At 59.7% G+C, this 23,176-nt stretch carries 26 protein-coding genes; 9 read left to right on the top strand and 17 right to left on the bottom strand.

The window, feature by feature from the left end:
- Nucleotide 1: 1 nt before the first annotated feature.
- The 7 genes from WFP06_RS11650 to WFP06_RS11680 form a co-directional block, all read right to left on the bottom strand.
- Nucleotides 2–880, bottom strand: a complete 879-nt coding sequence (locus tag WFP06_RS11650) for an alpha/beta hydrolase (protein ID WP_336987330.1) — start codon at nt 878–880, stop codon at nt 2–4.
- Between the two features lie 16 nt (nt 881–896).
- Nucleotides 897–1,556: a ribosome biogenesis GTP-binding protein YihA/YsxC gene (gene yihA, locus WFP06_RS11655; RefSeq protein WP_336987331.1), complete on the bottom strand. Its 660-nt coding sequence runs from the start codon at nt 1,554–1,556 to the stop codon at nt 897–899.
- Entirely contained in the window at nt 1,553–3,322 is a 1,770-nt protein-coding gene (gene yidC / locus WFP06_RS11660; RefSeq protein ID WP_336987332.1) for a membrane protein insertase YidC, read from the bottom strand. Before yidC ends, yihA begins: the two co-directional genes overlap by 4 nt.
- 52 nt (nt 3,323–3,374) lie before the next feature.
- The gene (gene yidD / locus WFP06_RS11665; protein WP_336987333.1) at nt 3,375–3,584 is read right to left on the bottom strand and encodes a membrane protein insertion efficiency factor YidD; all 210 of its coding nucleotides are present in this window, start codon (nt 3,582–3,584) and stop codon (nt 3,375–3,377) included.
- Nucleotides 3,581–4,003 (bottom strand): ribonuclease P protein component, encoded by a 423-nt coding sequence (gene rnpA, locus WFP06_RS11670; RefSeq protein ID WP_336987334.1) that lies wholly within the window; start codon nt 4,001–4,003, stop codon nt 3,581–3,583. Before rnpA ends, yidD begins: the two co-directional genes overlap by 4 nt.
- Nucleotides 3,978–4,112 (bottom strand): 50S ribosomal protein L34, encoded by a 135-nt coding sequence (rpmH, locus tag WFP06_RS11675; RefSeq protein ID WP_336987335.1) that lies wholly within the window; start codon nt 4,110–4,112, stop codon nt 3,978–3,980. Before rpmH ends, rnpA begins: the two co-directional genes overlap by 26 nt.
- 83 nt (nt 4,113–4,195) lie before the next feature.
- On the bottom strand, nt 4,196–4,981 hold the full coding sequence (locus tag WFP06_RS11680; RefSeq protein WP_336987336.1) for an alpha/beta hydrolase: 786 nt from the start codon (nt 4,979–4,981) through the stop codon (nt 4,196–4,198).
- A gap of 147 nt (nt 4,982–5,128) precedes the next feature.
- On the opposite strand from WFP06_RS11680, the gene WFP06_RS11685 reads away from it, so the two are divergent.
- Together WFP06_RS11685 and WFP06_RS11690 are read left to right on the top strand one after the other, a co-directional pair.
- Nucleotides 5,129–6,637 (top strand): YifB family Mg chelatase-like AAA ATPase, encoded by a 1,509-nt coding sequence (locus WFP06_RS11685; RefSeq protein ID WP_336987337.1) that lies wholly within the window; start codon nt 5,129–5,131, stop codon nt 6,635–6,637.
- A gap of 189 nt (nt 6,638–6,826) precedes the next feature.
- On the top strand, nt 6,827–8,470 hold the full coding sequence (locus WFP06_RS11690; protein ID WP_336987338.1) for an FAD-dependent oxidoreductase: 1,644 nt from the start codon (nt 6,827–6,829) through the stop codon (nt 8,468–8,470).
- A gap of 17 nt (nt 8,471–8,487) precedes the next feature.
- Here the strand turns inward: WFP06_RS11690 and WFP06_RS11695 are convergent, their stop codons facing one another.
- A complete protein-coding gene (locus WFP06_RS11695; RefSeq protein ID WP_336987339.1) occupies nt 8,488–8,985 on the bottom strand; it encodes a winged helix-turn-helix transcriptional regulator in 498 nt (165 codons plus the stop codon).
- Between the two features lie 155 nt (nt 8,986–9,140).
- Here WFP06_RS11695 and WFP06_RS11700 point away from each other — a divergent pair, with 155 nt between their 5' ends.
- The gene (locus WFP06_RS11700; protein ID WP_336987340.1) at nt 9,141–9,482 is read left to right on the top strand and encodes a CC_3452 family protein; all 342 of its coding nucleotides are present in this window, start codon (nt 9,141–9,143) and stop codon (nt 9,480–9,482) included.
- A gap of 87 nt (nt 9,483–9,569) precedes the next feature.
- Here WFP06_RS11700 and WFP06_RS11705 read toward each other — a convergent pair whose 3' ends face one another.
- The 3 genes from WFP06_RS11705 to galE all read right to left on the bottom strand — a co-directional run bounded on the left by WFP06_RS11705 (nt 9,570) and on the right by galE (nt 11,523).
- A complete protein-coding gene (locus WFP06_RS11705; RefSeq protein WP_336987341.1) occupies nt 9,570–10,187 on the bottom strand; it encodes an HAD-IA family hydrolase in 618 nt (205 codons plus the stop codon).
- A 112-nt stretch (nt 10,188–10,299) separates the two neighbouring features.
- The gene (gene ykgO / locus WFP06_RS11710; RefSeq protein WP_011415100.1) at nt 10,300–10,425 is read right to left on the bottom strand and encodes a type B 50S ribosomal protein L36; all 126 of its coding nucleotides are present in this window, start codon (nt 10,423–10,425) and stop codon (nt 10,300–10,302) included.
- Nucleotides 10,426–10,518: 93 nt separating this feature from the next.
- Nucleotides 10,519–11,523, bottom strand: coding sequence for a UDP-glucose 4-epimerase GalE (gene galE, locus WFP06_RS11715; RefSeq protein ID WP_336987342.1), 1,005 nt, complete (start codon nt 11,521–11,523; stop codon nt 10,519–10,521).
- A gap of 178 nt (nt 11,524–11,701) precedes the next feature.
- Between galE and WFP06_RS11720 the strand changes: the two genes are divergently transcribed.
- Complete coding sequence (locus WFP06_RS11720; RefSeq protein WP_336987343.1) at nt 11,702–12,307, top strand: DUF4136 domain-containing protein; 606 nt, start codon at nt 11,702–11,704, stop codon at nt 12,305–12,307.
- Nucleotides 12,307–13,431, top strand: coding sequence for a M14 family metallopeptidase (locus WFP06_RS11725; protein WP_336987344.1), 1,125 nt, complete (start codon nt 12,307–12,309; stop codon nt 13,429–13,431). Before WFP06_RS11720 ends, WFP06_RS11725 begins: the two co-directional genes overlap by 1 nt.
- Nucleotides 13,432–13,490: 59 nt before the next feature.
- On the opposite strand, the gene WFP06_RS11730 is transcribed toward WFP06_RS11725, so the two are convergent.
- Nucleotides 13,491–14,075, bottom strand: coding sequence for a GNAT family N-acetyltransferase (locus tag WFP06_RS11730; RefSeq protein WP_336987345.1), 585 nt, complete (start codon nt 14,073–14,075; stop codon nt 13,491–13,493).
- A 37-nt stretch (nt 14,076–14,112) separates the two neighbouring features.
- Here WFP06_RS11730 and WFP06_RS11735 point away from each other — a divergent pair, with 37 nt between their 5' ends.
- Nucleotides 14,113–14,634, top strand: a complete 522-nt coding sequence (locus tag WFP06_RS11735; RefSeq protein ID WP_336987346.1) for a DUF2721 domain-containing protein — start codon at nt 14,113–14,115, stop codon at nt 14,632–14,634.
- Between the two features lie 150 nt (nt 14,635–14,784).
- Here WFP06_RS11735 and WFP06_RS11740 read toward each other — a convergent pair whose 3' ends face one another.
- The 3 genes from WFP06_RS11740 to WFP06_RS11750 are packed head-to-tail and all read right to left on the bottom strand — an operon-like array spanning nt 14,785 to nt 16,404.
- Nucleotides 14,785–15,207 (bottom strand): cytidine deaminase, encoded by a 423-nt coding sequence (locus WFP06_RS11740; RefSeq protein WP_336987347.1) that lies wholly within the window; start codon nt 15,205–15,207, stop codon nt 14,785–14,787.
- Nucleotides 15,189–15,884, bottom strand: a complete 696-nt coding sequence (locus WFP06_RS11745) for a glycoside hydrolase family 25 protein (protein ID WP_336987348.1) — start codon at nt 15,882–15,884, stop codon at nt 15,189–15,191. Before WFP06_RS11745 ends, WFP06_RS11740 begins: the two co-directional genes overlap by 19 nt.
- A gap of 37 nt (nt 15,885–15,921) precedes the next feature.
- Nucleotides 15,922–16,404 (bottom strand): UPF0262 family protein, encoded by a 483-nt coding sequence (locus WFP06_RS11750; RefSeq protein WP_336987349.1) that lies wholly within the window; start codon nt 16,402–16,404, stop codon nt 15,922–15,924.
- A gap of 246 nt (nt 16,405–16,650) precedes the next feature.
- On the opposite strand from WFP06_RS11750, the gene WFP06_RS11755 reads away from it, so the two are divergent.
- On the top strand, nt 16,651–18,171 hold the full coding sequence (locus tag WFP06_RS11755) for a replicative DNA helicase (protein WP_336987350.1): 1,521 nt from the start codon (nt 16,651–16,653) through the stop codon (nt 18,169–18,171).
- A gap of 25 nt (nt 18,172–18,196) precedes the next feature.
- Here WFP06_RS11755 and WFP06_RS11760 read toward each other — a convergent pair whose 3' ends face one another.
- A complete protein-coding gene (locus WFP06_RS11760) occupies nt 18,197–19,393 on the bottom strand; it encodes a phospholipase D-like domain-containing protein (protein ID WP_336987351.1) in 1,197 nt (398 codons plus the stop codon).
- 144 nt (nt 19,394–19,537) lie between these two features.
- Here WFP06_RS11760 and rpoZ point away from each other — a divergent pair, with 144 nt between their 5' ends.
- Together rpoZ and WFP06_RS11770 are read left to right on the top strand one after the other, a co-directional pair.
- On the top strand, nt 19,538–19,882 hold the full coding sequence (gene rpoZ / locus WFP06_RS11765; protein WP_336987352.1) for a DNA-directed RNA polymerase subunit omega: 345 nt from the start codon (nt 19,538–19,540) through the stop codon (nt 19,880–19,882).
- A gap of 132 nt (nt 19,883–20,014) precedes the next feature.
- Nucleotides 20,015–21,097 (top strand): DUF3667 domain-containing protein, encoded by a 1,083-nt coding sequence (locus WFP06_RS11770; RefSeq protein ID WP_336987353.1) that lies wholly within the window; start codon nt 20,015–20,017, stop codon nt 21,095–21,097.
- 59 nt (nt 21,098–21,156) lie between these two features.
- On the opposite strand, the gene ftsH is transcribed toward WFP06_RS11770, so the two are convergent.
- Nucleotides 21,157–23,109, bottom strand: coding sequence for an ATP-dependent zinc metalloprotease FtsH (gene ftsH / locus WFP06_RS11775; protein WP_336987354.1), 1,953 nt, complete (start codon nt 23,107–23,109; stop codon nt 21,157–21,159).
- Nucleotides 23,110–23,176 lie beyond the last annotated feature (67 nt).

Here is a 23,176-nt window from a genome sequence, read left to right on the forward strand (position 1 = left end):
CTCAGTCCCCCGCGGTCACCCTTTCCACGAATGCCCCGATATCGTCCAGCGCGGGCGATTTGCCTCTCAGCGGTTTTGCAATCGACGTGATGATGCCGACGTGACCGACACCTTCGTAAAATTTCACATCGGCATCGACGCCGCCCGCGCGCAGTTTTGCCGCCAATTTTTCGCTGTTGACCGGCAGAACCGTGGTATCGTCCGCTCCGCTTAGCAGGAGCGCCGCCGGGTCGCCCTTGCCCGCATAGGTAACCGGCTGGGTTTCGGCCGCCTTTGGCCAATTGCCAAACGCGGTCTGCGTTACCGGACCGTCGAATGGCAGGAAATCATAGGGGCCGGCCAGACCCACAAAACCGCGCAGCGCAGCGCGGTCATCAGCCAGAAAGCGTTCGTCGAGCGCCAGCATCGCAGCGATATACGCTCCGGCGGAATGGCCGATCACGACCACCTTGTCAGGATCGGCGCCATATTGTGCCGCGTTCACGCGCGCCCAGCGAACTGCGGAAGCGCCATCTTCGACAAAGGCGGGGTAAGTGACTTCGGGGACCAGCCGGTAATCGGGAATCACAGTCACGAAACCGCGCGCCGCAAGCGCACGGCCCACGAAATCATAGCCTTTTCGTGTGCCGCTGTTCCAGCTGCCGCCATAGAAAAACACCACAAGCGGGCGGCCATCCGCTCGTGCCGCGTCAGCCTTCGGCAAATAAACATCCAGCTTCTGGCGATCGTCCGTTCCGTAAGCGATACCTTCGGCCGCTTGCCTGGCGGTATTGTCCTTCGGCACAAATGCGTTGAATGTTTTCAGCGGCGAACACGAAGCGAGCGCCGCCGCACACATAAACAACGGTGCGGAAATACGAATGCTGGCAGTCAGTGTCATGTATGGAAATCCCGGATCAAAGTTTGGCGTCTGCCATCACCGCAGCGCGAAGTTCCGCCAGACCCATCCCTTTTTCCGCGCTGGTTACGTGAAGTTCGGGAAATGCGGCGGAGTGTTTGCGCGCTTCGGCCAATGTCAGTTCGACTTCCCTCGCCAGTTCGCTGGCTTTCAGCTTGTCGGACTTGGTCAGCACGATGCGGTAACCTACCGCGCTTTCATCCAGCAGCGCCATCATTTCGCGGTCAACATCCTTTACCCCGCGCCGCGCATCGATCAGCAGCAAAGTGCGGTTGAGCACTTGCCTGCCGCGCAAATATGAGCGGACCAGCTTTTTCCAGTTATCGACCACTTTGGGCGGAGCCTTGGCAAAACCGTAGCCGGGCATATCCACCAGCCGGAACTGCGTGGGTTCGCCCACTTCGAAGAAATTGAGTTCCTGCGTGCGGCCCGGCGTGACCGATGCGCGCGCGATGGCGCGCCGCCCGGTGAGTGCGTTGAGCAGGGTGGATTTGCCCACATTCGACCGCCCCGCAAAGGCGATTTCGGGCGATGTGGGTTCCGGCAGAAACTTCAGCTGCGGCGCGCTGAGCAGAAACTCGACCCGGCCCGAAAACAGCCGGTCCGCCTCGCGCGCTTCGATATCCGCCTTGGGATCGCTGGAAACGGGGCCGGTCACGTCTTTTTCTTCGTATCCCGGTCAGCCGTCAGCGCCTTGTCGGCCTTGTCCTTTTCGGCCTGCGCTTTGAGCTGCGGATGCTTGGAGTAAAGATAGCTCTGCTGCGCCAGCGTCAGAATATTCGACGTGACCCAGTAAAGCAGCAGACCCGCGGCAAATGGTGCCATGACGAACATCAATATCCACGGCATGAAGCTGAAGATTTGCTGCTGGACGGGGTCCATCGCGGTCGGGTTCAGTTTGAACGTCGCCCACATCGATATACCGAACAATACCGCCAGCACACCGATCGCAAGGAAGCTGGGCGGGGTAAACGGCAGCAGACCGAACAGGTTCAAGATCGTCGCCGGATCGGGCGCGGACAAATCCTTGATCCACAGGATGAACGGCTGATGGCGCATTTCAATCGCCAGGATCAGCACCTTGTACAGCGCAAAGAAGATCGGGATCTGCAGGAAGATCGGCAGACAGCCCGCGAGCGGATTGACGCCTTCCTTTTTGTACAGCGCCATAACTTCCTGCTGCTGCTTCTGCTTGTCGTCCTTATAGCGTTCCTGCAGTGCCTTCATCTTGGGCTGGATCGCGCGCATCGCTGCCATGCTTGCAAACTGCTTTTGCGCGATGGGGAACAGCAGGCCGCGCATCAGCAAAGTCAGCAGCATGATCGCAACACCGAAGTTACCCACCAGCGTAAACAAATGCGTCAGCAGCCACCACACCGGCCAGGCGATCATGGAGAACCAGCCCCAGTCGATCGCCTTGCCGAACAATGGCACCCCGGCGTCCTCGTAAATATCGAGCACCGCGGTTTCCTTGGCGCCGGCGAACAATTGCGTCGTGCGCGTGACCTGCCGCCCGGTTGCAATGGTTTGCGGCTGGTAAATCAGATCCGCGCGGTAGGTTTCATTGCCCAGCGGGCGGAATTCTGCAGTGGGATCGCTGCCCGCTTCGGGAATGAGAGCGGCCATCCAGTAAATGTCCGTAAAGCCCATCCAGCGCGCGCGGCCTTCGGGCGAAAACCGGCCAGCATCATCCAGATCGTCATAATCATTGTCGAAATTTACCGCGTCGCCAAACGCGCCAATCGGGCCGGAATGGACATTCCACGTATCGCTGCTGGCGGTACGGCTGGTGCGGTTGACCAATGCGAACGGCCGCATCACAACCGGCCCCGCGCCGGTGTTGGCGACGGTTTGTCTGGCCGTAATCATGTAATCATCGTCAATCGACAGCGCGATCGTGAATATCTGTCCCGCGCCATTATCGTGGCGCAAGGTTACCGGGCTTGCAGGGGAAAGCGCAGCAGCATCTGCCTGCCACACCGTTTTGGCATCGGGCACCGCGACACCCTGTCCGACCCAGCCGAACTGGGCGAATTGCTGGGCGGGCGTGCCCTGCGGCGAGAACACGCGCACCGGGCCGCTGTCCTTGGCGACGGTCTGGCGGTGCCGGTTGAGCACAATATCATCGATTCGCGCGCCAGCCAGATTGATCGAGCCCGCAATGCCGGGCGCAGCGATTTTGACGCGCGCCGGGGCTGCGAGCGAGGTTTCCAGATCGGCTTCTTCCAGCGCGATTTCAGCCGGATCGTTCAGGCCGCCTTCGCGGGTCCGTTTGACTGCGGCGCGCTCTGTCGGGGCGTCAACCCGCTCGACCTGCCCGACGCTGGCGGGCTGCGGATAAAAGCTGGACATGGCATAGTCCCAGCCGAACAGCAGCAATGCGGATAGCACCACCGCGACGAGAATATTGCGCTGATTGTCCAAAACTTTATCTTAATCCCGTAAAATTGAAATACGACAGGGGTTCATAGAGCCATTACGGCACCGGATCATATCCGTGTCCCCCCCATGGGTGGCAGCGCAATATACGCTTACTCGCCAACCATCCACCCTTGATCGCGCCATATTTTCGCAACGCCTGCACAGCGTATTCGGAACAGGACGGGGCAAAGCGGCAAGTCGGCGGCAAAATTCGCGATGGTCCCCACTGCCATGCGCGGGCAATAAAGATAAAAAGATGTTTCATTTTCGCCGCTTACCCGCGCCGCCGTGAAAACGCCGCGGCGGATCGCCCTTGCCGGCAGCAGCCCGCTCGAGCGCTTCCACCAGCTCGTTATCGAGCCTGGAAAAATCACGTTCGATCCCGCCATCACGCCCGATCAGCACATGATCATGATCCGGCAGGCCCATTTGCGGCAGATGCGCGCGCAGCAATTCACGGAATCGCCGCTTCATCCGGTTGCGGACGACTGCATTGCCGACCTTTTTGGTAATGGTTATTCCGTACCGTTTGCCCGCGCCATTATTAGGGTGCGCAAGCAGCACAAAACCGGGGCGTGCGACACGCAGTCCCCGGTTTGCAGCTAGAAAATCGGCGCGGCGCGTGAGCACCGCAATTTTCTGTGAAGTCGCGTGCGACTCAGGCGCTGAGTTTTTTACGGCCACGGGCGCGGCGTGCGGCAAGAATCCGGCGGCCGCCAACAGTGGCTTTGCGCGAACGGAAACCGTGGCGGCGTTTGCGCACGAGATTGCTCGGCTGGAAAGTACGCTTCATGATAAACCTCGAAAATTCGCGGCGCCGGCTGCGCCAATAAAAAGGGCCCCCGTCAACAGAGGGCCGCCTGTATGGGCGCGCAATTAAGGGAGGGTTGCGGCCAAGTCAAGATATGCGAGCTTTGGCGGAGCAACTTCTTCGCGCGCATTCAGCCATTGCCCCATGTCGTCACCGCTCAGCCATCTGGCATCCTTATTGGCAGCCGAATTGGTCATCGCATAGAACGCCGCTGCCTCTGCCCCCGTCATCCCCATTTCGCGGTAATATTCGAGGTAAATACGGTTTTGCTCGGCATTCATCGCAAAGTCCGACGGCCCGCGCCCCAATTCATCCATCCAGGCATGCACTGCAAACTCGGCGTTTTCGTCCATCCTTCGTTTGGCCCCGGCGAGAAATAATTCCACCGCGCCCGAACGCACCGAACCGCCGGCCGGAACCACGGTGGTGATACCCGCCGAGCGAATCATCCGGCCAACCGCCAGATTCGCGCGGTCGTCATCGGTGCCGGGACAGTCGATCATCTCGAGCGTGGCGATTTGCGGATAATCGCGCAGCATGGCGCCAAACTGGCCGGGGCTGAGCGCGCCTGTCGCATCGACCAGCGCGGCACGGCCATCATCCAGCACGCGGAACGGGCCGTAGGCAGCAATGCCCTGCGGGATAGCTGCAGGGCCATGACTGGAAGGCTGTGCCGCTTTGAGATCGACGAACCGCTGCGAGCCGACTTCGACCCATTCGCCGTTCACCCACTCTTCCACAATCACGCGCTCGGTAACAACCTGCGCAGCAGCGGGTGCGGCCAAAATAGTGGCGCATACGATAAACGGCGCGATAAACGGGGCGATAAACAGGTTGGTCAGCGTGCGCATGGCCAGCCTTGTGGCGCACCCCGTCTTGCGCAATTGCCAACCGGAATGCTTTCAATCCGGTTACTGCGGGCATTTTGTGACCGGCCCCACTCGACAGGGCAGCGATTAACCCCCAGAAGATGCGCGACAATCTGGGGGTCGTAAAACGTGGTCGCACTCGTATCGACAGTAGCCTATCTGGGCTTGGAGGCGCGTGCCGTGGAGGTGCAGTGCCAAATCGCGCCGGGGATGCCGCGCTTTGCCGTGGTCGGCCTGCCTGACAAGGCTGTGGGCGAAAGCCGCGAGCGGGTTCAATCCGCACTGTCGGCCATGGGTCTATCGCTGCCGCCCAAGCGCATAACGATCAATCTTTCGCCGGCCGATTTGCCCAAGGAAGGTTCGCATTACGACTTGCCCATCGCGCTGGCTCTGCTGGCGGCGATGGGCGTGACCGATGCCGAACAGCTGGCCGAATGGGTCGCGGTGGGAGAGCTTTCGCTGGATGGCCGCGTGGTGGCATCACCCGGTGTGCTGCTGGCAGCGATCCATGCCAGCGGCGAGGAGAAGGGCCTGATCTGCCCTGCCGTTCAAGGCGCAGAAGCACGCTGGGCGAGCGGCATACCCGTTTGTGCCGCGCCCGACCTCGTCAGCCTGCTCAACCATTTCAAGGGAACACAGCTGCTGCCCGAGCCGCAAGCCGGCGAGGCACCGGAACCGGCCTCCGGGCCCGATCTCAAGCGGGTCAAAGGTCAGGAAACCGCCAAGCGCGCGCTCGAAATTGCGGCCGCAGGCGGGCATAATTTGCTGATGGTCGGCCCTCCCGGCGCGGGAAAAAGCCTGCTGGCATCGTGCCTGCCGGGAATATTGCCCCAGCTCACCCCCGCCGAAGCGCTCGAAACATCGATGGTCGCATCGGTTGCCGGTCTGCTCGAGGGTGGGCGCATCAACCGGACCCGGCCATTTCGCGATCCGCATCATTCGGCATCGATGGCCGCGCTGACGGGCGGCGGGCTGAAGGTAAAACCGGGCGAAGTCAGTCTGGCGCATCTGGGCGTACTGTTCCTTGACGAATTGCCCGAATTTCAGCGGGCGGTGCTCGATTCGCTGCGCCAGCCGCTCGAAACCGGCGAAGTCAGTGTCGCGCGGGCCAATGCCCATGTGACCTTTCCGGCCAATGTCCAGCTGGTAGCCGCCATGAACCCTTGTCGCTGCGGCCATCTTGGCGATCCGGCGCTGGCCTGCAGCCGCGCGCCGCGCTGTGCGGCTGACTATCAAAGCAAGGTGTCCGGCCCGCTGCTCGACAGGATCGATCTGCACGTCGAAGTCGATCCCGTCAGCGCGCGCGATCTGTCATTGCCGCCGCCCGCCGAAGGCAGCGCCGAAGTGGGCGCACGCGTCGCCGCTGCACGCACATTGCAAACCGCCCGGCTGGCCGGAACAAAAATGCGCAGCAATGCCGATCTGGATGGCGACGCGCTCGAACAGCACGCCACACCTGACGAGGCTGGCCGCAAACTGTTGCTGCAGGCCGCCGACACCATGCGCCTGACCGCCCGCGCCTATACGCGCATCCTGCGCGTGGCGCGCACAATTGCCGATCTGGGCGGGGCTGACACGGTCGGCCGCATCCATGTGGCCGAGGCGCTGAGTTACCGCCGCCAACCGCCGCGCGCGTAATGGCAGGGCGAGGCATCAGTATGCACTGGTGTGCGCGTTGCGTGTGCTGTAACCATTGGTTTTTACCCGGTACGGCAGTTACGCTGCGCCCGCGCCGGTTCTGACGCTAACTCTACTCTGACGAAATTATCCCGACAGGCGCATTGGCCCGATTGCAACAGCACTGTTTTGATATGGAAAGGTTGCCGGATGGAATCGATCGGTGGACATCTCGGTGAAATGCAGCGCAAACCGCTGTCGGACGAGCATGTGGAGGCAATCCGCGCCATCGCGACCGAAGCGAGTTACCAGCCCGGTGATATGGTCGCGGAAGTGGGCGATCCGATGGACAGGTTCGTCTATGTCCTGGGCGGCGAGATCGAAGTCGTCGATCCCTATACCGGAGGAAGATTGATCGAATCTGCGCTCGGCCCGACCCAGTTCATGGGCGAGTTGGCGTTTCTGAATGCAGGCAGCTTCACGCTCCCGATGCGGGCCGCCAAAAACACCCGGACACTTGAAGTTCCCCGTCGTGAAATGCTCGATCTGATGTCCAAGATACCGGAATTGTCGGATCACATCATCACTGTCTTTCTCGCGCGGCGGCGTTCGCAATTCGAGGAAGGCCGCAGCTCGATCACGCTGATCGGCGCCGAACAGGACGATGCCGTCCGGCGGATTGCCAGCTTTCTGTCGCGCAACCGTGTCCCGTTCCAGTCGTTTGAACTCGATGCTTCGGACGAAGAAGCCATCCGGCTGTGCAATCTGGCGGACAACACTCCGGCAGTGATCTTCAATGTCGATGAAGTGATCGAGGATCCCACGCCTTACAAGATTGCCAAGCTGCTGGGGCTGAACCTCAATATCCTCGATACCGAGCCGATCGACCTGCTGATTGTCGGCGGCGGGCCGGCGGGCGTTGCGGCCGGGGTCTATGCCGGGGCCGAAGGGCTCAAAGCCATGGTGGTGGAGGATGCGGCAATCGGCGGACAGGCGGGTACTTCCAGCCGGATCGAAAACTATATGGGCTTCCCGACGGGAATTTCGGGGGCGGACCTGGTCTATCGCGGCCAGATACAGGCGATGAAATTCGGCACACGGTTTGTCATGCCGCGGCGGGTTATCGAATTGATCCGCTGCGAGGATGGCAGTTTTTGCGCCAAGCTGGATCACGGCGACCAGCTATGTGCCACCGCGGTGCTGGTGGCGACGGGTGTGCAATATCGCAAACTGCCGATCACCAATCTTGGCCGGTTCGAAGGGCGCGGCGTCTATTACGCCGCGACCGAGATGGAATCGCGGCTTTGCGGCAAGAAAAACGCGGTGATTATCGGGGGAGGCAATTCTGCCGGACAAGCCGCGATGTATCTGTCGCGCACAGCCAACCATGTGCATATTCTGGTGCGCGACGAGAGTCTGGCCGAATCGATGTCATCCTATTTGTCGGAACGCCTGCTGGCGGATGACAAGATCACGATCCACTACAAGACCGAGGCGAAATCGCTCGGGGGAGACGATTGGCTGGACGCGGTCACGCTGAAGACGCCTGATGGCGAAAGCGAGCTGGAGTGCGGCGCATTATTCGTGATGGTCGGGGCAGCGCCCAATACCGGATGGCTATCGGGGCTGGTGGAACTTGACGACAAGGGGTTTGTAAAATCGGGCGGTTCCGTCGGCCGGCCGGATCCCTTTGGCACATCGGCAGACGGTATCTACGCGGTTGGCGACGTGCGCCATAATTCGGTAAAACGCGTGGCATCCAGCGTTGGAGAAGGCTCGGTGGTGGTTTCCGCGATCTGGAAATACGTCTCGGAATTCAGGGACGGCAAGCGCGACAAGCGGGGTAGCGCCTGACTATCTAGTGGTGATGACTACTCGGCAGCTGCAATCGCGGCTTCGGAACCGTCGCCGCGAACACCCAGCTTGTCGCGCGGCTGAAGATACAGATCGGCAGGTCCGATCACACGGCCATCATGCGCGCGGATCGCAATCGGGCCGATCGGCAAACGGTCACGCTCATCAACCAGAACCGGGTCTTCGATCACTTCGAAACCGTATTTCTGGCCCCACTGGCGCAGCGCCAGCATCGCGGGAAGCAGATCGAGCCCTTTTTCCGTCAGGCGATATTCGATGCGGCGGCGATCATCGGCGCAAGGCTGACGATCGAGAATTTCATGTTCGACCAGTTTGCCAAGACGGCTGGACAGGATGTTTCGCGCAATCCCCAGTTCGCTGAGGAAATCCTCGAAATGATACACGCCGTTGAAGGAGGCGCGCAAAATCATGAATGACCAGCGTTCACCCATGACCTCCAGCGCTTCAGGCAGCCCGCAGGCCAAATCGCGTAACGGCTCTCTCAGTTCACCCATGCATCACCTTTCGAACATCGTTCTACCGACAAATTAGCATCCTACAATTTTAAACTAAGTTTTAGGTTGCAACTTAATACTTAGTTTAGTAGGTAGTGATTCGCAACTGGTTGTTGAATGCAACTGGAAATCGCATCTACAAAAGGAAAGTGAACATGACCCTCTCCCCCGTTACCCGCCCGTTCCGCTCCCTTGCCATCACAGCGATTGCAGGATTGATCACGGTCACCACATTCGCCGCCACTGTTTCTCCCGCGCTGGCAGGTCAGGGCGTTTATTACCGCGCCGAACTCGCCGCCCCGGTCGAAAATACCAGGGAAGTCGTCGGCGGCGTTCTATGGATTTGCGAAGGCACGTCCTGCATCGCCGGAAAGGGCGGCTCCCGCGCCGCATCGATGTGCAAACGCGTTGCCCGCGAATTCGGCGATGTCACCCGCTTCACAGCTGGACCGGACGGATTGTCCGCCGACAATATCGCCAAATGCAACGGCAACTAGTCTGACCCTGTCCCCCGCCCGGCACTCTCTCCAGATCCATTCGCCGGGCACATACTAGCCCTCGTCCTTAACCCGGACGGGGGCATTTTATTCGAGAAATCCCTGCTCGATCAGCGCCGCCTCCAGCGAGACCGCATCGCGAAAGAGATGCGCCTGCCAGCCGCATTCGCGCGCCGCGATCACATTGGGCTCGCTGTCATCGATGAAGAACAGGTTGCGCGCCTCGCGCCCGAAACGCTGCTGTGCCAGCCGGTATATCGCATGGTCCGGCTTGGCGAGCTTTTCAGCGCCTGACACAACTATATCCTCGAACAGATCGAGAGTGGGTTCGGTCGGGCGGAACATCGCCCAGAACTCCGTGCCGAAATTGGTCAGCGCAAACAGCGGAACGCCCGCCTCCGTCAGCCTGCCAACCAGAGCGTGCGTCCCGGCGACCCGTCCGGGAATGGTTTCGAGAAACCGCTGCGCATAGGCATCGAGCAGCGCGGCATATTGCGGAAACTGCGCCTTGCGCTCTGCCAGCATCGGCGCAAGCGGAAGCCCGGCGTCATGTTGGAAATGCCATTCCTGCGTCACGACATGGGTTACAAACCATTCAAGCTGCGCCGGATCATCGATCAGCTTGGCATACAGATAGCGCAGATCCCACCGGACCAGCACGCGCCCGATATCGAAGACCACTGCGCGGGATGGATGCAGGGTCATGGATCAGTCCGGTCCTGTTAGCGCCAGAGACAGAAACGGCCCGCTCCCCATATACGGGGGCGAGCCGGTTTCAGGCCGGATGCACGCGCAGTGCCTCCGGTGACAGGACCGATTAGCCCTGGCGCGCCTTGAAGCGGCGGTTGGTCTTGTTGATCACATAGGTGCGGCCGCGGCGACGGATCACGCGGCAATCACGATGGCGATTTTTCAGCGACTTCAGGCTGTTGCGAACTTTCATTGATCTGCTTTCGGTAATTGTATGCGCGGGATATGGGCTCCCGGCGCTGAATTTCAAGTTCGGCCCTCTATGGATGGCACTGTGACAAGTCAACTATAACCCGCGTTTTTGATCCAGAACCCGCTCCCACTGCAGGGCGTGCGCGACAATTGTGTCCAGATCGGCGTGTTTCGGCTCCCATCGCAGCGTTTCACGGATGCGCGCAGGGTCCGAAACCAGCGAATCGGGATCGCCCGCACGGCGCGGCTCCATAATCCGGTCGAGCCTCTGATTCGTGACCCGGTCAACCGCGTCCAGCACTTCCATAACCGAGAAGCCGCGCCCGTATCCGCAATTCATGGTCAGACAGCGCTCCGGCTGCCCGATCAGCGCCTCCAGCGCCAGAACATGCGCGGCGGCCAGATCGGCAACATGGATATAGTCGCGCACGCCGGTACCGTCGGGTGTGTCGTAATCGGTGCCGAATACCGCGATGGATCCGCGCCGACCCAGTGCGGCTTCGACAGCGACCTTGATAAGATGCGTCGCCCCTGCGGTCGATTGGCCGGTGCGCGCTTGCGGATCGGCGCCTGCGACATTGAAATAACGCAGGATGCAGTAATTCAGATCGCTAACCGCCGCGGTGTCATGCAGCATCTGTTCGGTCATCAGTTTCGACCAGCCATAGGGGTTGATCGGCACAGCGGGGGTGTTTTCTGTTACGGGAGAAATAGCGGGGATCCCGTAAGTCGCCGCGGTCGAGCTGAAGATCATGTGCGGCACGCCGCCTTTGACAACGGCTTCGATCAAGGCGCGGCTCTTCACCGTGTTGTTTTCGTAATAGGCCAGCGGCTGTTCGACCGATTCGGGCACCACGACGGAGCCGGCAAAATGCATCACCGCGCCGATGCCCTGCTCGGCAATGATCCGCGCCAACAGATCGGCATCGGCAATATCGCCCTCGTAAAACGGTACATCGTCCGGCACTGCGAAGCGGAAACCCGTCACCAGATTATCGATTACGGCCACCGGCCATCCGGCATCGCGCAGGGCAAGCACCGCGTGGCTGCCGATATATCCGGCACCGCCGGTAACCAGAACGGGAAGCTTTTGGGTCATGGCCACCCGTTAACAGCATCTGCTTGCAAAATGGTATAGGCCAGTTGCGGCAGGTTCAGGGCATTTCGCCTACTGTCTGCTCCGCTTCGCCATCGGGCCGCGATGCTTGCCAGCCGCACGGCAAAGGGCCAGATTGCGCTTCAATCCGTTTTCAGGTCGCAACATTGGGAGCAGACCAATGCATTTTACGAAATTCGCCGCCGCCGCTTTATGTGCCGCCACCCTGTCCGCCTGTGTCACCCCGGTCGGGCCGGTGCAGGTCACCCGCTTCGTTGCTGACGATGCCCGCGCACAATTGGCAACCGGCACAATTGCAGTCATCAATGCGCCCGGCCCCGGCACCGGAACGCTCGAAGTCCAGAGCTACAAATCGGCGGTCGCGCGCGAACTGGTCCGGCTTGGCTATACCGAAGTGGGTGCTGCCGATGGCAGCCAGATCGCCGAAGTGCGGGTTGAACGCTTTGCCGAACGTGACGGCCGCCGGCGCGGCCCCGTCAGCGTGGGGGTTGGCGGATCGACCGGATCCTATGGATCGGGTGTCGGCATGGGCGTGGGAATCAATCTGGGCGGCGGCAGCGGCGAACAGATCGCCACCGAACTGGGCGTGGTGATCCGCGACCGCGCCACCGGCCAGTCGGTCTGGGAAGGCCGCGCCAGTTTCGTAGTGGGGGAAAAGTCGCCGCTCGCCAGTACGCAATTGGGCGCAGCCGCTATGGCGCAGGCCCTGTTTGCCGAATTTCCGGGTAATGACGGCGAGACTGTAAGCGTAGAGGTTGCCGATTAATGAGCGATATTTTCGTCACTTCCGCTTTCGACAGCGGCAATATCGAAGTTCTGTCCGCCAAAGGAACCACCGCCCGCCTTGCGATTCGCAAGGATAGGGATTCCGATTTCAAACAGTGGTTCCATTTCCGTGTTTCGGGCGCACAGGGCCGCGAAGTGACGCTCAAAATCGAAGGTCTGAAGGAATCCGCCTATCCCGCAGGGTGGCCGGGATACCGTGCCTGCGTGTCGGAAGACCGTGATTACTGGGGCCGCGCCGACACGTTTTATGACAAGGATGCGGGCGTGCTCACGATCACATACGCGCCCGCCAGCGACATTGCGTGGTTCGCCTATTTCGCGCCCTATTCGATCGAGCGGCACCACAACCTCGTCGCCGAAGCTGCGGCCAGCGAAGGCGTGGATTATCGCTGCCTGGGCACCAGCATCGAAGGCCAGCCGATCGACTGCCTCGAAATGGGCACGGGCGACAAGCAGGTGTGGCTGTATGCCCGCCAGCATCCCGGCGAAAGCATGGCCGAATGGTGGATGGAAGGCGCACTCGAAGTGCTGTGCGATCCCACCGACACGGTTGGCCGCGTATTGCGCGAAAAGTGCCGTCTGCATCTGGTCCCCAACTGCAATCCTGACGGTTCATGCCGCGGGCATCTGCGCACCAACGCGGTGGGCACCAATCTCAACCGCGAATGGGACAATCCTACCGCTGAGAAGAGCCCAGAAGTGCTCGCAATCCGTAATGCGATGGATGAAAGCGGGCTGGATTTCGCGATGGACGTCCACGGTGACGAGGCGATTGCGGCAAACTTCCTCGCCGGATTTGAAGGCATTTCCAACTGGACCGACGAATTGGGCGACCAGTTCTACCGCTACCGCGCGATCCTAGATCGCCGGACGCCCGATTTCCAGACGAAGAAAGGTTATCCCGTCTCGAAACCCGGCACCGCCAATCTGTCGATGAGCACCAATCAGGTCGCGCACCGTTTCAGCGCCCCGGCGATGACGCTGGAAATGCCGTTCAAGGATAATGACGACTGGCCCGATGCCGAACAGGGCTGGAGCCCCGAACGCTGCAAGATGCTGGCGCGCGATTGCCTCGCCGCGCTGGTCGAATGGCTGGAGCAATAGCAGCCACTGCCCGGGGCAGACGCAACTGACCGTTATGCGCCTGTCAGCAGGTTGTCGGATTATTGCTCTGCATCGAATTGAGCGAAAACCGCACCCAGACCTGTAATATCATTGTTCGCCTGAAGCGTCAGAATTGCCTCTTCGATAAGAATCTCGATTTCGGTGTCGCCTGTGTCATTACCGGTTTCGTGACCGCCCAGCGACTTGGCAAACAATAGCGCAGGCCGGTTGTTGGGCAGAATGTGGACGGCCAATCGCTCCAGCCCTTCGCGCCTGCAGTCGAGCAGGATAACTGCCGCCAGCAGTCTGCCGAGCCCCAGCCCGTGATATTCATCGAGGACAGCTACGGAAAACTCGGCAGTGTCGGGGTGATCATCGTCGCGAAACGCATGAACCACACCGAGCGCTGGTTTCGATTCGATATCTGTCCTAATGGCCCCCCATGCAATATGATCGTGACCGTCAACATCGACCAATGCATCAATTACGCGTTGGGGCGGCCTTTCCATCCCGGAGAAAAAGCGCAGATATCGCGACTGCGGTGACAGTTTTGCAATCCCGTCCTTCAGTCGTTGTTCGTCAATTTTGCTTACCGCGCGAATGCAAATCGGTGTGCCATCGTTCAACTGAGTGTTTATGATCATGAAACAGCGCCTGTAAGTGGGCCTCTATGGTGAATATATGATGATAGATTTACTGGCGGTCAGCGGCGATCTGGCATCGGATTTGATCTCTAGAACATCAAATACACAAAGTGTTCAGAAGATAGTACAGATATCTCTTGCACCCGTCTTCCTGCTCGCGGCAATTGGCGCGTTCCTCAATGTCATGAACGGACGGTTGATCTGGCTGACCGACCGTGTGGACAGGTTGGATGAAAACAAGAAAGCGGGCGGGGCCGATCCGGGATTGGAGGAACTGCCCGTTCTGCGGCGCCGGCAAACATTCGCATATCGGGCGGTCAATCTCAGCACTGTTGCGGCTTTGCTGATCTGTGTCGTGGTTGCGCTGCTGTTCGTCAGCGCCTTTGTCCGGCCCCAACTGGGAACTTATGTTGCTGTCGCCTGGATATTGGCAATGGGACTGGTTTTCACCGCGCTGCTGTTCTTCCTGTCCGAGACGCGGCTGGCGACAAGTTCAGCCAGCGAGCGCCGCAGGCTTTCCCGAAAGATGCAAGACCGCTCAAAGAGCGATGACAATTAGGTATCCGTTGCAAGATCCTGAGTGATATCTGGCTGCGGTTGCACCCTTGACCGGGTCTTTCAGGGCGATGCCGCAAACCTGCCCGCAAAAATCCCGCGCCGCATTCATTACCCGCGCTTGTGGCCCACGCGCATCAATTGATGGGGCCCGCTAAACCAGACTGTCCGGCCCGAAGGCCATCGGCAGCAGTTGCGACAGTTTGACGGTGACCACTTCATCCGCGCCCGCGCAATGCACATCGGGGTCGGTTCCGCCCAGCGCAGCAAGTTCGTTGAGGACCTGGCGGCACCTGCCGCAAGGCGTAATCGGATCATGCGCGGGGCCGGTTACCGCAACCGCTTCCAGCCCGCCGCGCACGCCGCCGGACATGGCCTTGGCCACCGCGACCGTCTCGGCGCACAGCGCCAGGCCGTAGCTGGCATTTTCGACATTCGCGCCGGTTACCACGCTGCCATCGGCAAACAGCAGCGCCGCGCCAACCTGGAAGTCGGAGTAAGGTGCATAGGCATCACGCGATGCCCCGCGTGCCGCAGCTACCAATTCGTCCCTGTCGATCATCTTGCCACCACCCATCTTACCGGCGCCTCGCCTGCTTCGTTGCGGAAGCTTTCGTTGGCTGTCCAGAGCGCCCATGGACGCCCGGCATATGCCGGCTCCAGCCGGTTGCCGGTAAGCCACAGGTTACGTTCGAACCGGCCGGCGAAATCGAACCGTTCTTCGAAGCTCGGGGAAATTTTCAAAAGTGCGGGTTTGCCGACATGGTTTTCGACCTGGTTGACAAAGGTCATCAGTTCGCTTTCCAGCGCCGCATCGCTCACTTTCGGCACGCAGGCAGCCGTATCACCGCCCAGCGCAATCGCGGGCGGCAGCAGATCCTTCACCCGCGGTACTATCGTGACAAAGTTTGCCGATTGGCCGTCCGCAACCAGACAGGGGTCGTATGTGTGCACCATCCCCACCTGCATTCCGGCGTCGCGGGCGGCGGCGTAATTGCGCGCAAATCCGGCGTCCTGAAAATCGGCACCGCGGCTGGCTTCCAGATAGACGAACTGGGCGCCAATCGCCTTGAGCGCGCGAAAATCGGGCTGCCCATCGACGGCACCGATCAGCACACCCTGCAGCGGATAGCGCGCGCGGTCGGGTGTCCAGTGCACCAGATGCCACCAGCCAAATCCGGCCGCCAGCATCACCAGCAGCAACAGCGCTGCCGCCCAGCGCAACCGCGAGCTGATCGATTTTCTGCGTGCCATGGTTAAATGATGTCCCTGCCCTGATCCCGCACCAAAGCTAGCCCTTGATATGGAGCACACAGATCAATGTGAACAGCCGTCTTGCAGTGGCAAAGTCGGTTTCTACCTTGCCTTCGAGGCGTTCTATCAGAAGTTCTGCCGCGCCGTTATGCACCCCGCGCCGGGCCATATCGATCGTTTCGATCTCTGCGGCGGTGGCCTGACGAATCGCCTGATAATAACTGTCGCAGATCGCGAAATATTCGCGGATCGGGCGGCGAAACCGCGCAAGACCAAGCAACAGGGTTTCAAGCTCGTCCCCGTCATCGTCCGATATGGCCATCAGCAAACGGCCTTCGGGTACCGACAGTTGCAGACGGTATGGGCCGTTATGCCCCGCTTCGGCCGAACGGACAGGCCGGAACGAATTTTCCTCGATCAGATCGAAAATGGCAACGCGGCGTTCCTGTTCGACATCGGCGTTGCGCCAGAGAATCGTCTCGTCATCCAGCGCGATATGAGAAATGCGGTGCGTAACCATGAGCTGTCTGCCTTCGCAGATACGGTAGGGGCGCGGCAAGCCGTGATTGCAAATAATGGCGCCGAAATCCTGCGCCGAAATCCTGCGCCGGGATCCTGCGCCGGGATCCTGCGCCGAAATCCTGTGCGGCCATCTTGCGCAAAACCATTCCCGAAAAAATCTTTGTCGGGTTTTGCACAAACCTGTCCTCGCTTGTGTAAGACCATTGCCTTCCCCTTGCCCCGTTCATCACGCAATAAGCATCGCATGGCTGACCAAGACCTTTTGATCCGATCTTCCGCTTCCACCACCGCGAGCGAAGAAACGGGAAGAACCCTACCGTCCAACGTCGAGGCGGAAGCCGCCTTTCTGGGCGCTGTGCTGATCGACAACCGGGTGGTGGAAGAACTGCCCGTCTCGATCCGGCCCGAACATTTCTTCGAACCCGTCCATGCCCGCGTTTACGACCGCATCATGACCTTGCTCGACCGGTCGATGGTGGTGACACCGGTAACGCTGAAACCCTATTTCGAAGCTGATGAAGCGTTGAAAGAACTGGGCGGGATTACCTATCTGGCGCGCCTGACGGCTGACGGGCAGGGCCTGCTTGCGCCGCGCGAACTGGCCCAGCAGATTTACGATCTGGCCTTGCTGCGCGAACTGGTGAGCGTGGGCCGCAGCCTGGTCGAAGGCGCTCTGGATACGTCAGACAGCGTTGCGCCGATGGAACAGATCGAACAGGCCGAAGCGGATCTGTTCCGCGTTGCCGAAGGTGCAACCGAAGGCAATGACGCGACCAATTTCAAAAGCGCCGCCGTAACCGCGATCAAAATGGTCGAAGCGGCGATGAATTCGGGCGGCGGCCTGTCGGGCAAAACTACCGGGCTTGCCACCATCGATAACAAGACCGCCGGGCTGCATAACAGCGATCTGATCATTCTGGCGGGCCGGCCGGGCATGGGCAAGACATCGCTGGCGACCAACATCGCGTTCAATTGCGCCGAAGAACATCTCAAATACCAGGAAAAGGGTGGCCCGTTCAATTATGGCGGCCCGGTGGCGTTCTTCAGTCTGGAAATGAGCGCCGATCAGCTGGCCACGCGTATTCTTGCCGAACAGGCCGAAATATCATCCGAATCGCTCAGGTCGGGCAAACTGAGCCGTGATGAGTTTCAGAAGCTGTCGTTTGCCAGCCAGCGGCTGGCCGAATTGCCGCTGTTTATCGATGATACGCCCGCGCTGACGATCGGGGCCTTGCGGTCAAGAGCGCGGCGGTTGAAGCGCAGGCATGATATTTCGCTGATTGTGGTCGATTATCTGCAATTGCTGCAGGGCAGCGGCCGCGCAAACGACAACCGCGTGAATGAAATTTCGGAGATCAGCCGGGGTCTGAAGACGCTGGCGAAAGAGCTGCAAGTACCGGTTATAGCGCTGTCACAGCTTAGCCGTGCGGTCGAGCAGCGCGAAGACAAGCGCCCGATGCTGTCGGACCTGCGCGAATCGGGCTCGATCGAACAGGATGCGGATATGGTGTGGTTCATCTTCCGCGCCGATTATTATCACGAATCGCTCAAGCCCGACGAACCGACCCCGGAAAGTTCGCAGGATGTCGTCGCCAAATATGACGAATGGATGCAGAAACAGATGGAACTGAATAACAAGGCGACGCTGATCGTGGCGAAACAGCGTCATGGTTCGACGGGCAATGTGCCGCTGTTGTTCCAGAGCGAATTTACCAAATTCACCTCGCCCAATATGAAAGATTATTCGGATTACGGTTTCGAATAAGCGCGCGTTTGAAAGCTCACCCTGACTATAGCCCCAGATTGAGCCGCCGGCTGACGGTGTAATCAACCACGGAAACCAGAAACCAGCTGACGGCCCACTTCACGCGGTTGACCAGCGTCGCATTGCGCCGGTGCACCGCGTGCGTAATCGCTTCGCTGGCGGGAATATGCCGGTCGATATATGCGCGCATGGTTTCAGCCAGAGCCGCATCTTCTATCCGCAAAACGAGTTCAAGGTTCAGGAACAGGCTGCGCATATCGAAATTTGCACTGCCGACATATACCGTATCGTCCAGCACGATCAGTTTGGCGTGCAGCTTGCACGGCTGGAACTCGTAAATCTCGGCTTTCTTTCGCAAAAGATAGAAATACAGCGCACGGGTTGCGCCGATTGTCGCCCCGTTGTCCGATTTACCCGCCATGATCAGCCGCGCTTCGCCGGTTTTGGCGATCCGTCCGATCCGGCGCAGCAGGCTGGGCGACGGGCTGAAATAGGCCATCATCATATCCAGACGTTTGCCCTTCACCAGATCGCTGCCGACACATTTTGCCCAGCTCGACCAACCACGCGTGGGTCCGCCGATCAGCCAGCGCACTGCGCCTGTTCCGCCATCCCAGTTGCGCACCATTGTGCGCATGGCCCGCCAATTTGCCTTGGGATCGGCCGTCCAGCGCTCGATCTTGTCGAACCAGTCAACCAGACCTGCCACCGCATCGCCTTCCAGCGTCAGGCCGAGATCGTGCCAACCATTGACATCCGGGGCGGCAAAATAATCGTCAGCCACATTAAAGCCGCCGAACATCGCGATCCGGTCGTCGGCAATGACCATTTTCTGGTGGTTGCGGATCAGATAGCGCTGCGACCATCGCGGGCTGAATTTGCAATATCGCCCCCCCGCATCGGACAGCGGTGCAAAAAATTCATCCCCGGCCCCTGCACCAAATCCGTCCAGCACCAGCGTTACATCGACCCCGCGCTCAGCCGCTGCAATCAGCGCATCGCGCACTTGCTGTCCGGCATTGTCTTCCGCGAAAATGTAAAAGCACACTTTCAAGGTGCTTTGTGCATCGGCAATCAGTGTGATGAGCCGGTCCAGACGGTCACGCCCGGCGGGAAAGAATTGCAGCGATTGCCCTTGCGCCTGCGCAGTAAACGGCGCGACTTCCTGCCACCCCGTCACAGGGTTTTCGCTCACGGCTCGCGGCAGCTTATCATCGGTCATCGAGCCGCATCTAGTCGCGCGGCATACTGGCGGGCAACCCCGCAGCGGATTTGGTCCGCACAAGGCGGGGATTTCCTTGACTCTGGAAGGCGCGATCCCTATTTCGCCGGTAATCCTGAAACTTTTATATTTATCGGAGTGCCCATGGCGCGCGTTACCGTCGAAGATTGTGTCGACAAGGTCCCAAACCGTTTCGACCTCGTCCTTCTGTCCGCACAGCGTGCGCGCGAGATTTCGGGCGGCGCAGAAATCACCGTGGATCGCGACCGTGACAAGAATCCCGTCGTCGCCTTGCGCGAAATCGCCGAACAGACAGTCAAGCCCAAGCAGCTGAAAGAAAGCGTCGTTCTCGGTCTGCAGCGTGTGCTGCCTGACGATGAGGACGAGGCTGATGAAATCGGTTCGCTGAGCCAGTCGGCAGAAGCGTTGCGGATTACCGCATCAGCCCCGACGCGCTCCACATCCATCGGCTCCGATTACGACGGCTGATCGCAGCGGGTCTTGCAAAGTTTTGAAAAACAGGGGTCGCAGCGATGCGGCCCCTTTTTGTTTGTGTCAGACGTGGCGGGACTTGGGCAGCAAGGTTTCCGCGCTATAAGGTGCCGGTTGGAGGGGGCCTGAATGAGCGACATCGGTGACGCAATCGGTAGTATGGTCAGCGGCGCGGCGATTGCCCGCGCAATCGAACCCGGTGCCAGCGGCAAACGCCCGGTGGGCGTCGATGCGGGCGAAGGCGACTGCCTCAATTGCGGCACGAAGCTGATCGGCGATCATTGCCATAGCTGCGGGCAAAGCGCGCATATCCACCGGACTTTCGGCGCCTTCATGCATGATCTGCTGCACGGCGCGCTGCATTTCGAAGGCAAGACCTGGCGGACATTACCCATGCTGGCATTCAGGCCCGGCAAACTGACCCGCCGCTATATCGACGGTGAACGCGCGCGGTTCGTATCGCCGATGGCGCTGTTCCTGTTTTCCGTATTCCTGATGTTCGCGGTTTTCCAGATCAGTGGTCTGACCGTGCCGGGCGATATCGCCGCCAACGATGAGGTAAAGGCGGGCATCGAAAACACGCGCGGTCTGGTTGCCGGGGAGCTGGAAATTCAGCAGGAAAAACTGGCGCAGCTTGAGGAAACCAGTCCCGCCTATACAAAAAAAGCCACCGATGTCGCCGAGCTGGAGGAGGCTTTGCGGGCAATCGATGCGGGGGACAGCTTTAGTTTCAAGCCCGAAAACGGTCCTGAAATGAAGATGTCGTTTAACCGGACAGGTTGGCCGCGACTGGATGCCGGGATCAAGAAAGCCCGCGAAAATCCGGGACTGTTGCTTTATAAAATACAGGCCAACTCGTATAAATTCTCATGGCTGCTCGTACCGTTATCCTTGCCGTTCGTCTGGCTGATCTTCTTGTGGAAAAGCCGGTTCGGGCTCTACGATCACGCTGTGTTCGTAACCTATTCGATCGCCTTCATGTCGCTGCTATTTATAGTTTTGACAGTGCTGGGCGGCCTGGGTGTCGGCGCTCAATGGCTGATAATGGCGGCAGGCCTGATCGCGCCGTTCCATATCTACAAGCAGTTGAAGCACGCATACGGGCTGAGCCGTTTCTCCGCGCTGTGGCGCACGGCGATTGTTCTGGCATTTATCGCAATCGTGATCGCGCTGTTCCTGTGGTCGCTGATCATGCTCGGCCTGCTGGGCTGAACGAAAAGGGCGGCGCGGGAATGAACCCGCAGCCGCCCTGATCGTCCGTCTTACGTTGCTCAGGTTCCTTGCGGCGCAGCGTCCGAGGATCCGCCAAACTTCTTGCCCGACCTGGGAACCGCGCTGCCGGCAACCGGCTGATTGATAACCGGGCCCTTCGGTTCGTCGGGACGGTCGATCTTACCGTTCGCCATCAGCTCGTTTATCTCATCGCCGGTCAGCGTTTCATATTCGAGCATTGCCTGTGCCAGCAGATGCAGCTTGTCTTCCTGACTGGTCAGAATATCGGTTGCGCGTTTCAGCCCGCCTTCGACCAATGCCTTGATTTCGGCATCGATCAGCTTGTTGGTTTCGGCGCCGCCCATAGTCCGGCTGGTCTGACCCATACCGAGATAGCCTTCCTGGCTCGCTTCGTATTGCAGCGGGCCAAGCTTGTCCGACATACCCCATTTGGTCACCATATTGCGCGCCAGATCGGTGGCGTACTGGATATCGGACGATGCCCCGCTCGACACCTTGTTATGGCCGAAAATCACTTCTTCAGCCACGCGGCCGCCCATCGCAACCGCCAGATTGGCGTGCATTTTATCGCGGTGATACGAATAATTGTCGCGTTCCGGCAGGCGCATGACCATACCCAGAGCGCGGCCGCGAGGGATGATCGTCGCCTTATGAATCGGATCGGATGCTTCCTCGTTCAGCGAAACCAGCGCGTGGCCGGCTTCGTGATAGGCGGTCATCTTTTTCTCATCGTCAGTCATGACCATCGAACGGCGTTCGGTCCCCATCATGACCTTGTCCTTGGCATCTTCGAATTCCTGCATCGCCACCAGCCGCTTGTTACGGCGGGCCGCCAGCAAGGCTGCTTCGTTGACGAGATTGGCAAGATCGGCGCCCGAGAAACCCGGTGTGCCGCGCGCAATCGTGCGCGAGTTGACATCAGGGGCCAGCGGAACCTTTTTCATATGCACTGCAAGGATTTTCTCGCGGCCATCGATATCGGGGATCGGCACGACGATCTGGCGGTCAAACCGTCCGGGACGCAGCAGGGCCGGGTCAAGCACATCGGGACGGTTGGTCGCGGCGATGATGATGATGCCTTCATTCGCTTCAAAACCGTCCATTTCGACCAGCAACTGGTTCAGCGTCTGCTCGCGCTCGTCATTCGAATTGCCCAGCCCGTGACCGCGCGAGCGGCCGACCGCATCGATTTCATCGATGAACAGGATACATGGGGCATTCTTTTTGGCCTGTTCGAACATGTCGCGCACGCGGCTTGCGCCCACGCCGACGAACATTTCGACAAAATCGGACCCTGAAATGGTAAAGAACGGTACGCCCGCTTCACCCGCAATCGCGCGGGCCAGCAAAGTTTTACCCGTACCGGGCGAACCGACCAGCAAGGCGCCCTTGGGGATGGTCCCGCCGAGCTTCGAGAACCGCTGCGGATCCTTCAGGAATTCGACGATTTCTTCCAGTTCTTCGCGTGCTTCGTCGATCCCGGCAACATCGGCGAAGGTAACCTTGCCCTGCTTTTCAGTCAGCATTTTGGCCTTGGATTTACCGAACCCCATCGCACCGCCCGCGCCGCCGCCCTTTTGCACCTGACGCAGCGCGAAAAACGCAATACCCAGGATCAGGATGAAGGGCAGTGACTGGACAAGGATGTAAAACAATACGCTACGCTCTTCAGCTGCGGCGCCTGCGAACTGGACGCCGTTTTCGGTCAGCAAATCAGCGAGAGTGTTGTCGTTCTGCACCGGCACGGATGTAAACACATCGCCGTTTTCCAGCTTGCCGGTGATGAGATTGGGCGCAATGCTGACCTCCTTCACCGTGCCTTCGGCAACTTTGTTGCGAAAATCGGAATAGGCAATTTCGGTGCCGGGGGCCGCGCTCTGGTTTCCGAACATGGTGACAACCAGCAGCAACGCCATAAATATGCCGCCCCAAACCATCAGGCTTTTCAGCCAGGGATTCGGACTGCCTTCGGGCTCTTGATTGTCGTTCATGTGCTGGGTGTTCCTTTAACGCACTTAATTCCTGCCCAATGTAGGGTCGGATGGGTGAATGACAAGT

This window comes from Altererythrobacter aquiaggeris, from assembly GCF_037154015.1.
GTDB lineage: Bacteria > Pseudomonadota > Alphaproteobacteria > Sphingomonadales > Sphingomonadaceae > Aestuarierythrobacter > Aestuarierythrobacter aquiaggeris.

Coding starts and splice junctions, on each gene's coding strand:
- WFP06_RS11680 (WP_336987336.1), bottom strand. CDS start 4,981: ATGCGCACGCTGACCAACCTGTTTATCGCCCCGTTTATCGCGCCGTTT.
- rpmH (WP_336987335.1), bottom strand. CDS start 4,112: ATGAAGCGTACTTTCCAGCCGAGCAATCTCGTGCGCAAACGCCGCCAC.
- WFP06_RS11720 (WP_336987343.1), top strand. CDS start 11,702: ATGCATTTTACGAAATTCGCCGCCGCCGCTTTATGTGCCGCCACCCTG.
- WFP06_RS11740 (WP_336987347.1), bottom strand. CDS start 15,207: ATGGGTGGTGGCAAGATGATCGACAGGGACGAATTGGTAGCTGCGGCA.
- WFP06_RS11750 (WP_336987349.1), bottom strand. CDS start 16,404: ATGGTTACGCACCGCATTTCTCATATCGCGCTGGATGACGAGACGATT.
- WFP06_RS11700 (WP_336987340.1), top strand. CDS start 9,141: ATGACCCTCTCCCCCGTTACCCGCCCGTTCCGCTCCCTTGCCATCACA.
- ykgO (WP_011415100.1), bottom strand. CDS start 10,425: ATGAAAGTTCGCAACAGCCTGAAGTCGCTGAAAAATCGCCATCGTGAT.
- WFP06_RS11650 (WP_336987330.1), bottom strand. CDS start 880: ATGACACTGACTGCCAGCATTCGTATTTCCGCACCGTTGTTTATGTGT.
- WFP06_RS11745 (WP_336987348.1), bottom strand. CDS start 15,884: ATGGCACGCAGAAAATCGATCAGCTCGCGGTTGCGCTGGGCGGCAGCG.
- WFP06_RS11760 (WP_336987351.1), bottom strand. CDS start 19,393: ATGACCGATGATAAGCTGCCGCGAGCCGTGAGCGAAAACCCTGTGACG.
- rpoZ (WP_336987352.1), top strand. CDS start 19,538: ATGGCGCGCGTTACCGTCGAAGATTGTGTCGACAAGGTCCCAAACCGT.
- WFP06_RS11725 (WP_336987344.1), top strand. CDS start 12,307: ATGAGCGATATTTTCGTCACTTCCGCTTTCGACAGCGGCAATATCGAA.
- WFP06_RS11770 (WP_336987353.1), top strand. CDS start 20,015: ATGAGCGACATCGGTGACGCAATCGGTAGTATGGTCAGCGGCGCGGCG.
- WFP06_RS11755 (WP_336987350.1), top strand. CDS start 16,651: ATGGCTGACCAAGACCTTTTGATCCGATCTTCCGCTTCCACCACCGCG.
- WFP06_RS11695 (WP_336987339.1), bottom strand. CDS start 8,985: ATGGGTGAACTGAGAGAGCCGTTACGCGATTTGGCCTGCGGGCTGCCT.
- WFP06_RS11705 (WP_336987341.1), bottom strand. CDS start 10,187: ATGACCCTGCATCCATCCCGCGCAGTGGTCTTCGATATCGGGCGCGTG.
- yidD (WP_336987333.1), bottom strand. CDS start 3,584: ATGAAACATCTTTTTATCTTTATTGCCCGCGCATGGCAGTGGGGACCA.
- WFP06_RS11690 (WP_336987338.1), top strand. CDS start 6,827: ATGGAATCGATCGGTGGACATCTCGGTGAAATGCAGCGCAAACCGCTG.
- WFP06_RS11735 (WP_336987346.1), top strand. CDS start 14,113: ATGATGATAGATTTACTGGCGGTCAGCGGCGATCTGGCATCGGATTTG.
- ftsH (WP_336987354.1), bottom strand. CDS start 23,109: ATGAACGACAATCAAGAGCCCGAAGGCAGTCCGAATCCCTGGCTGAAA.
- WFP06_RS11730 (WP_336987345.1), bottom strand. CDS start 14,075: ATGATCATAAACACTCAGTTGAACGATGGCACACCGATTTGCATTCGC.
- galE (WP_336987342.1), bottom strand. CDS start 11,523: ATGACCCAAAAGCTTCCCGTTCTGGTTACCGGCGGTGCCGGATATATC.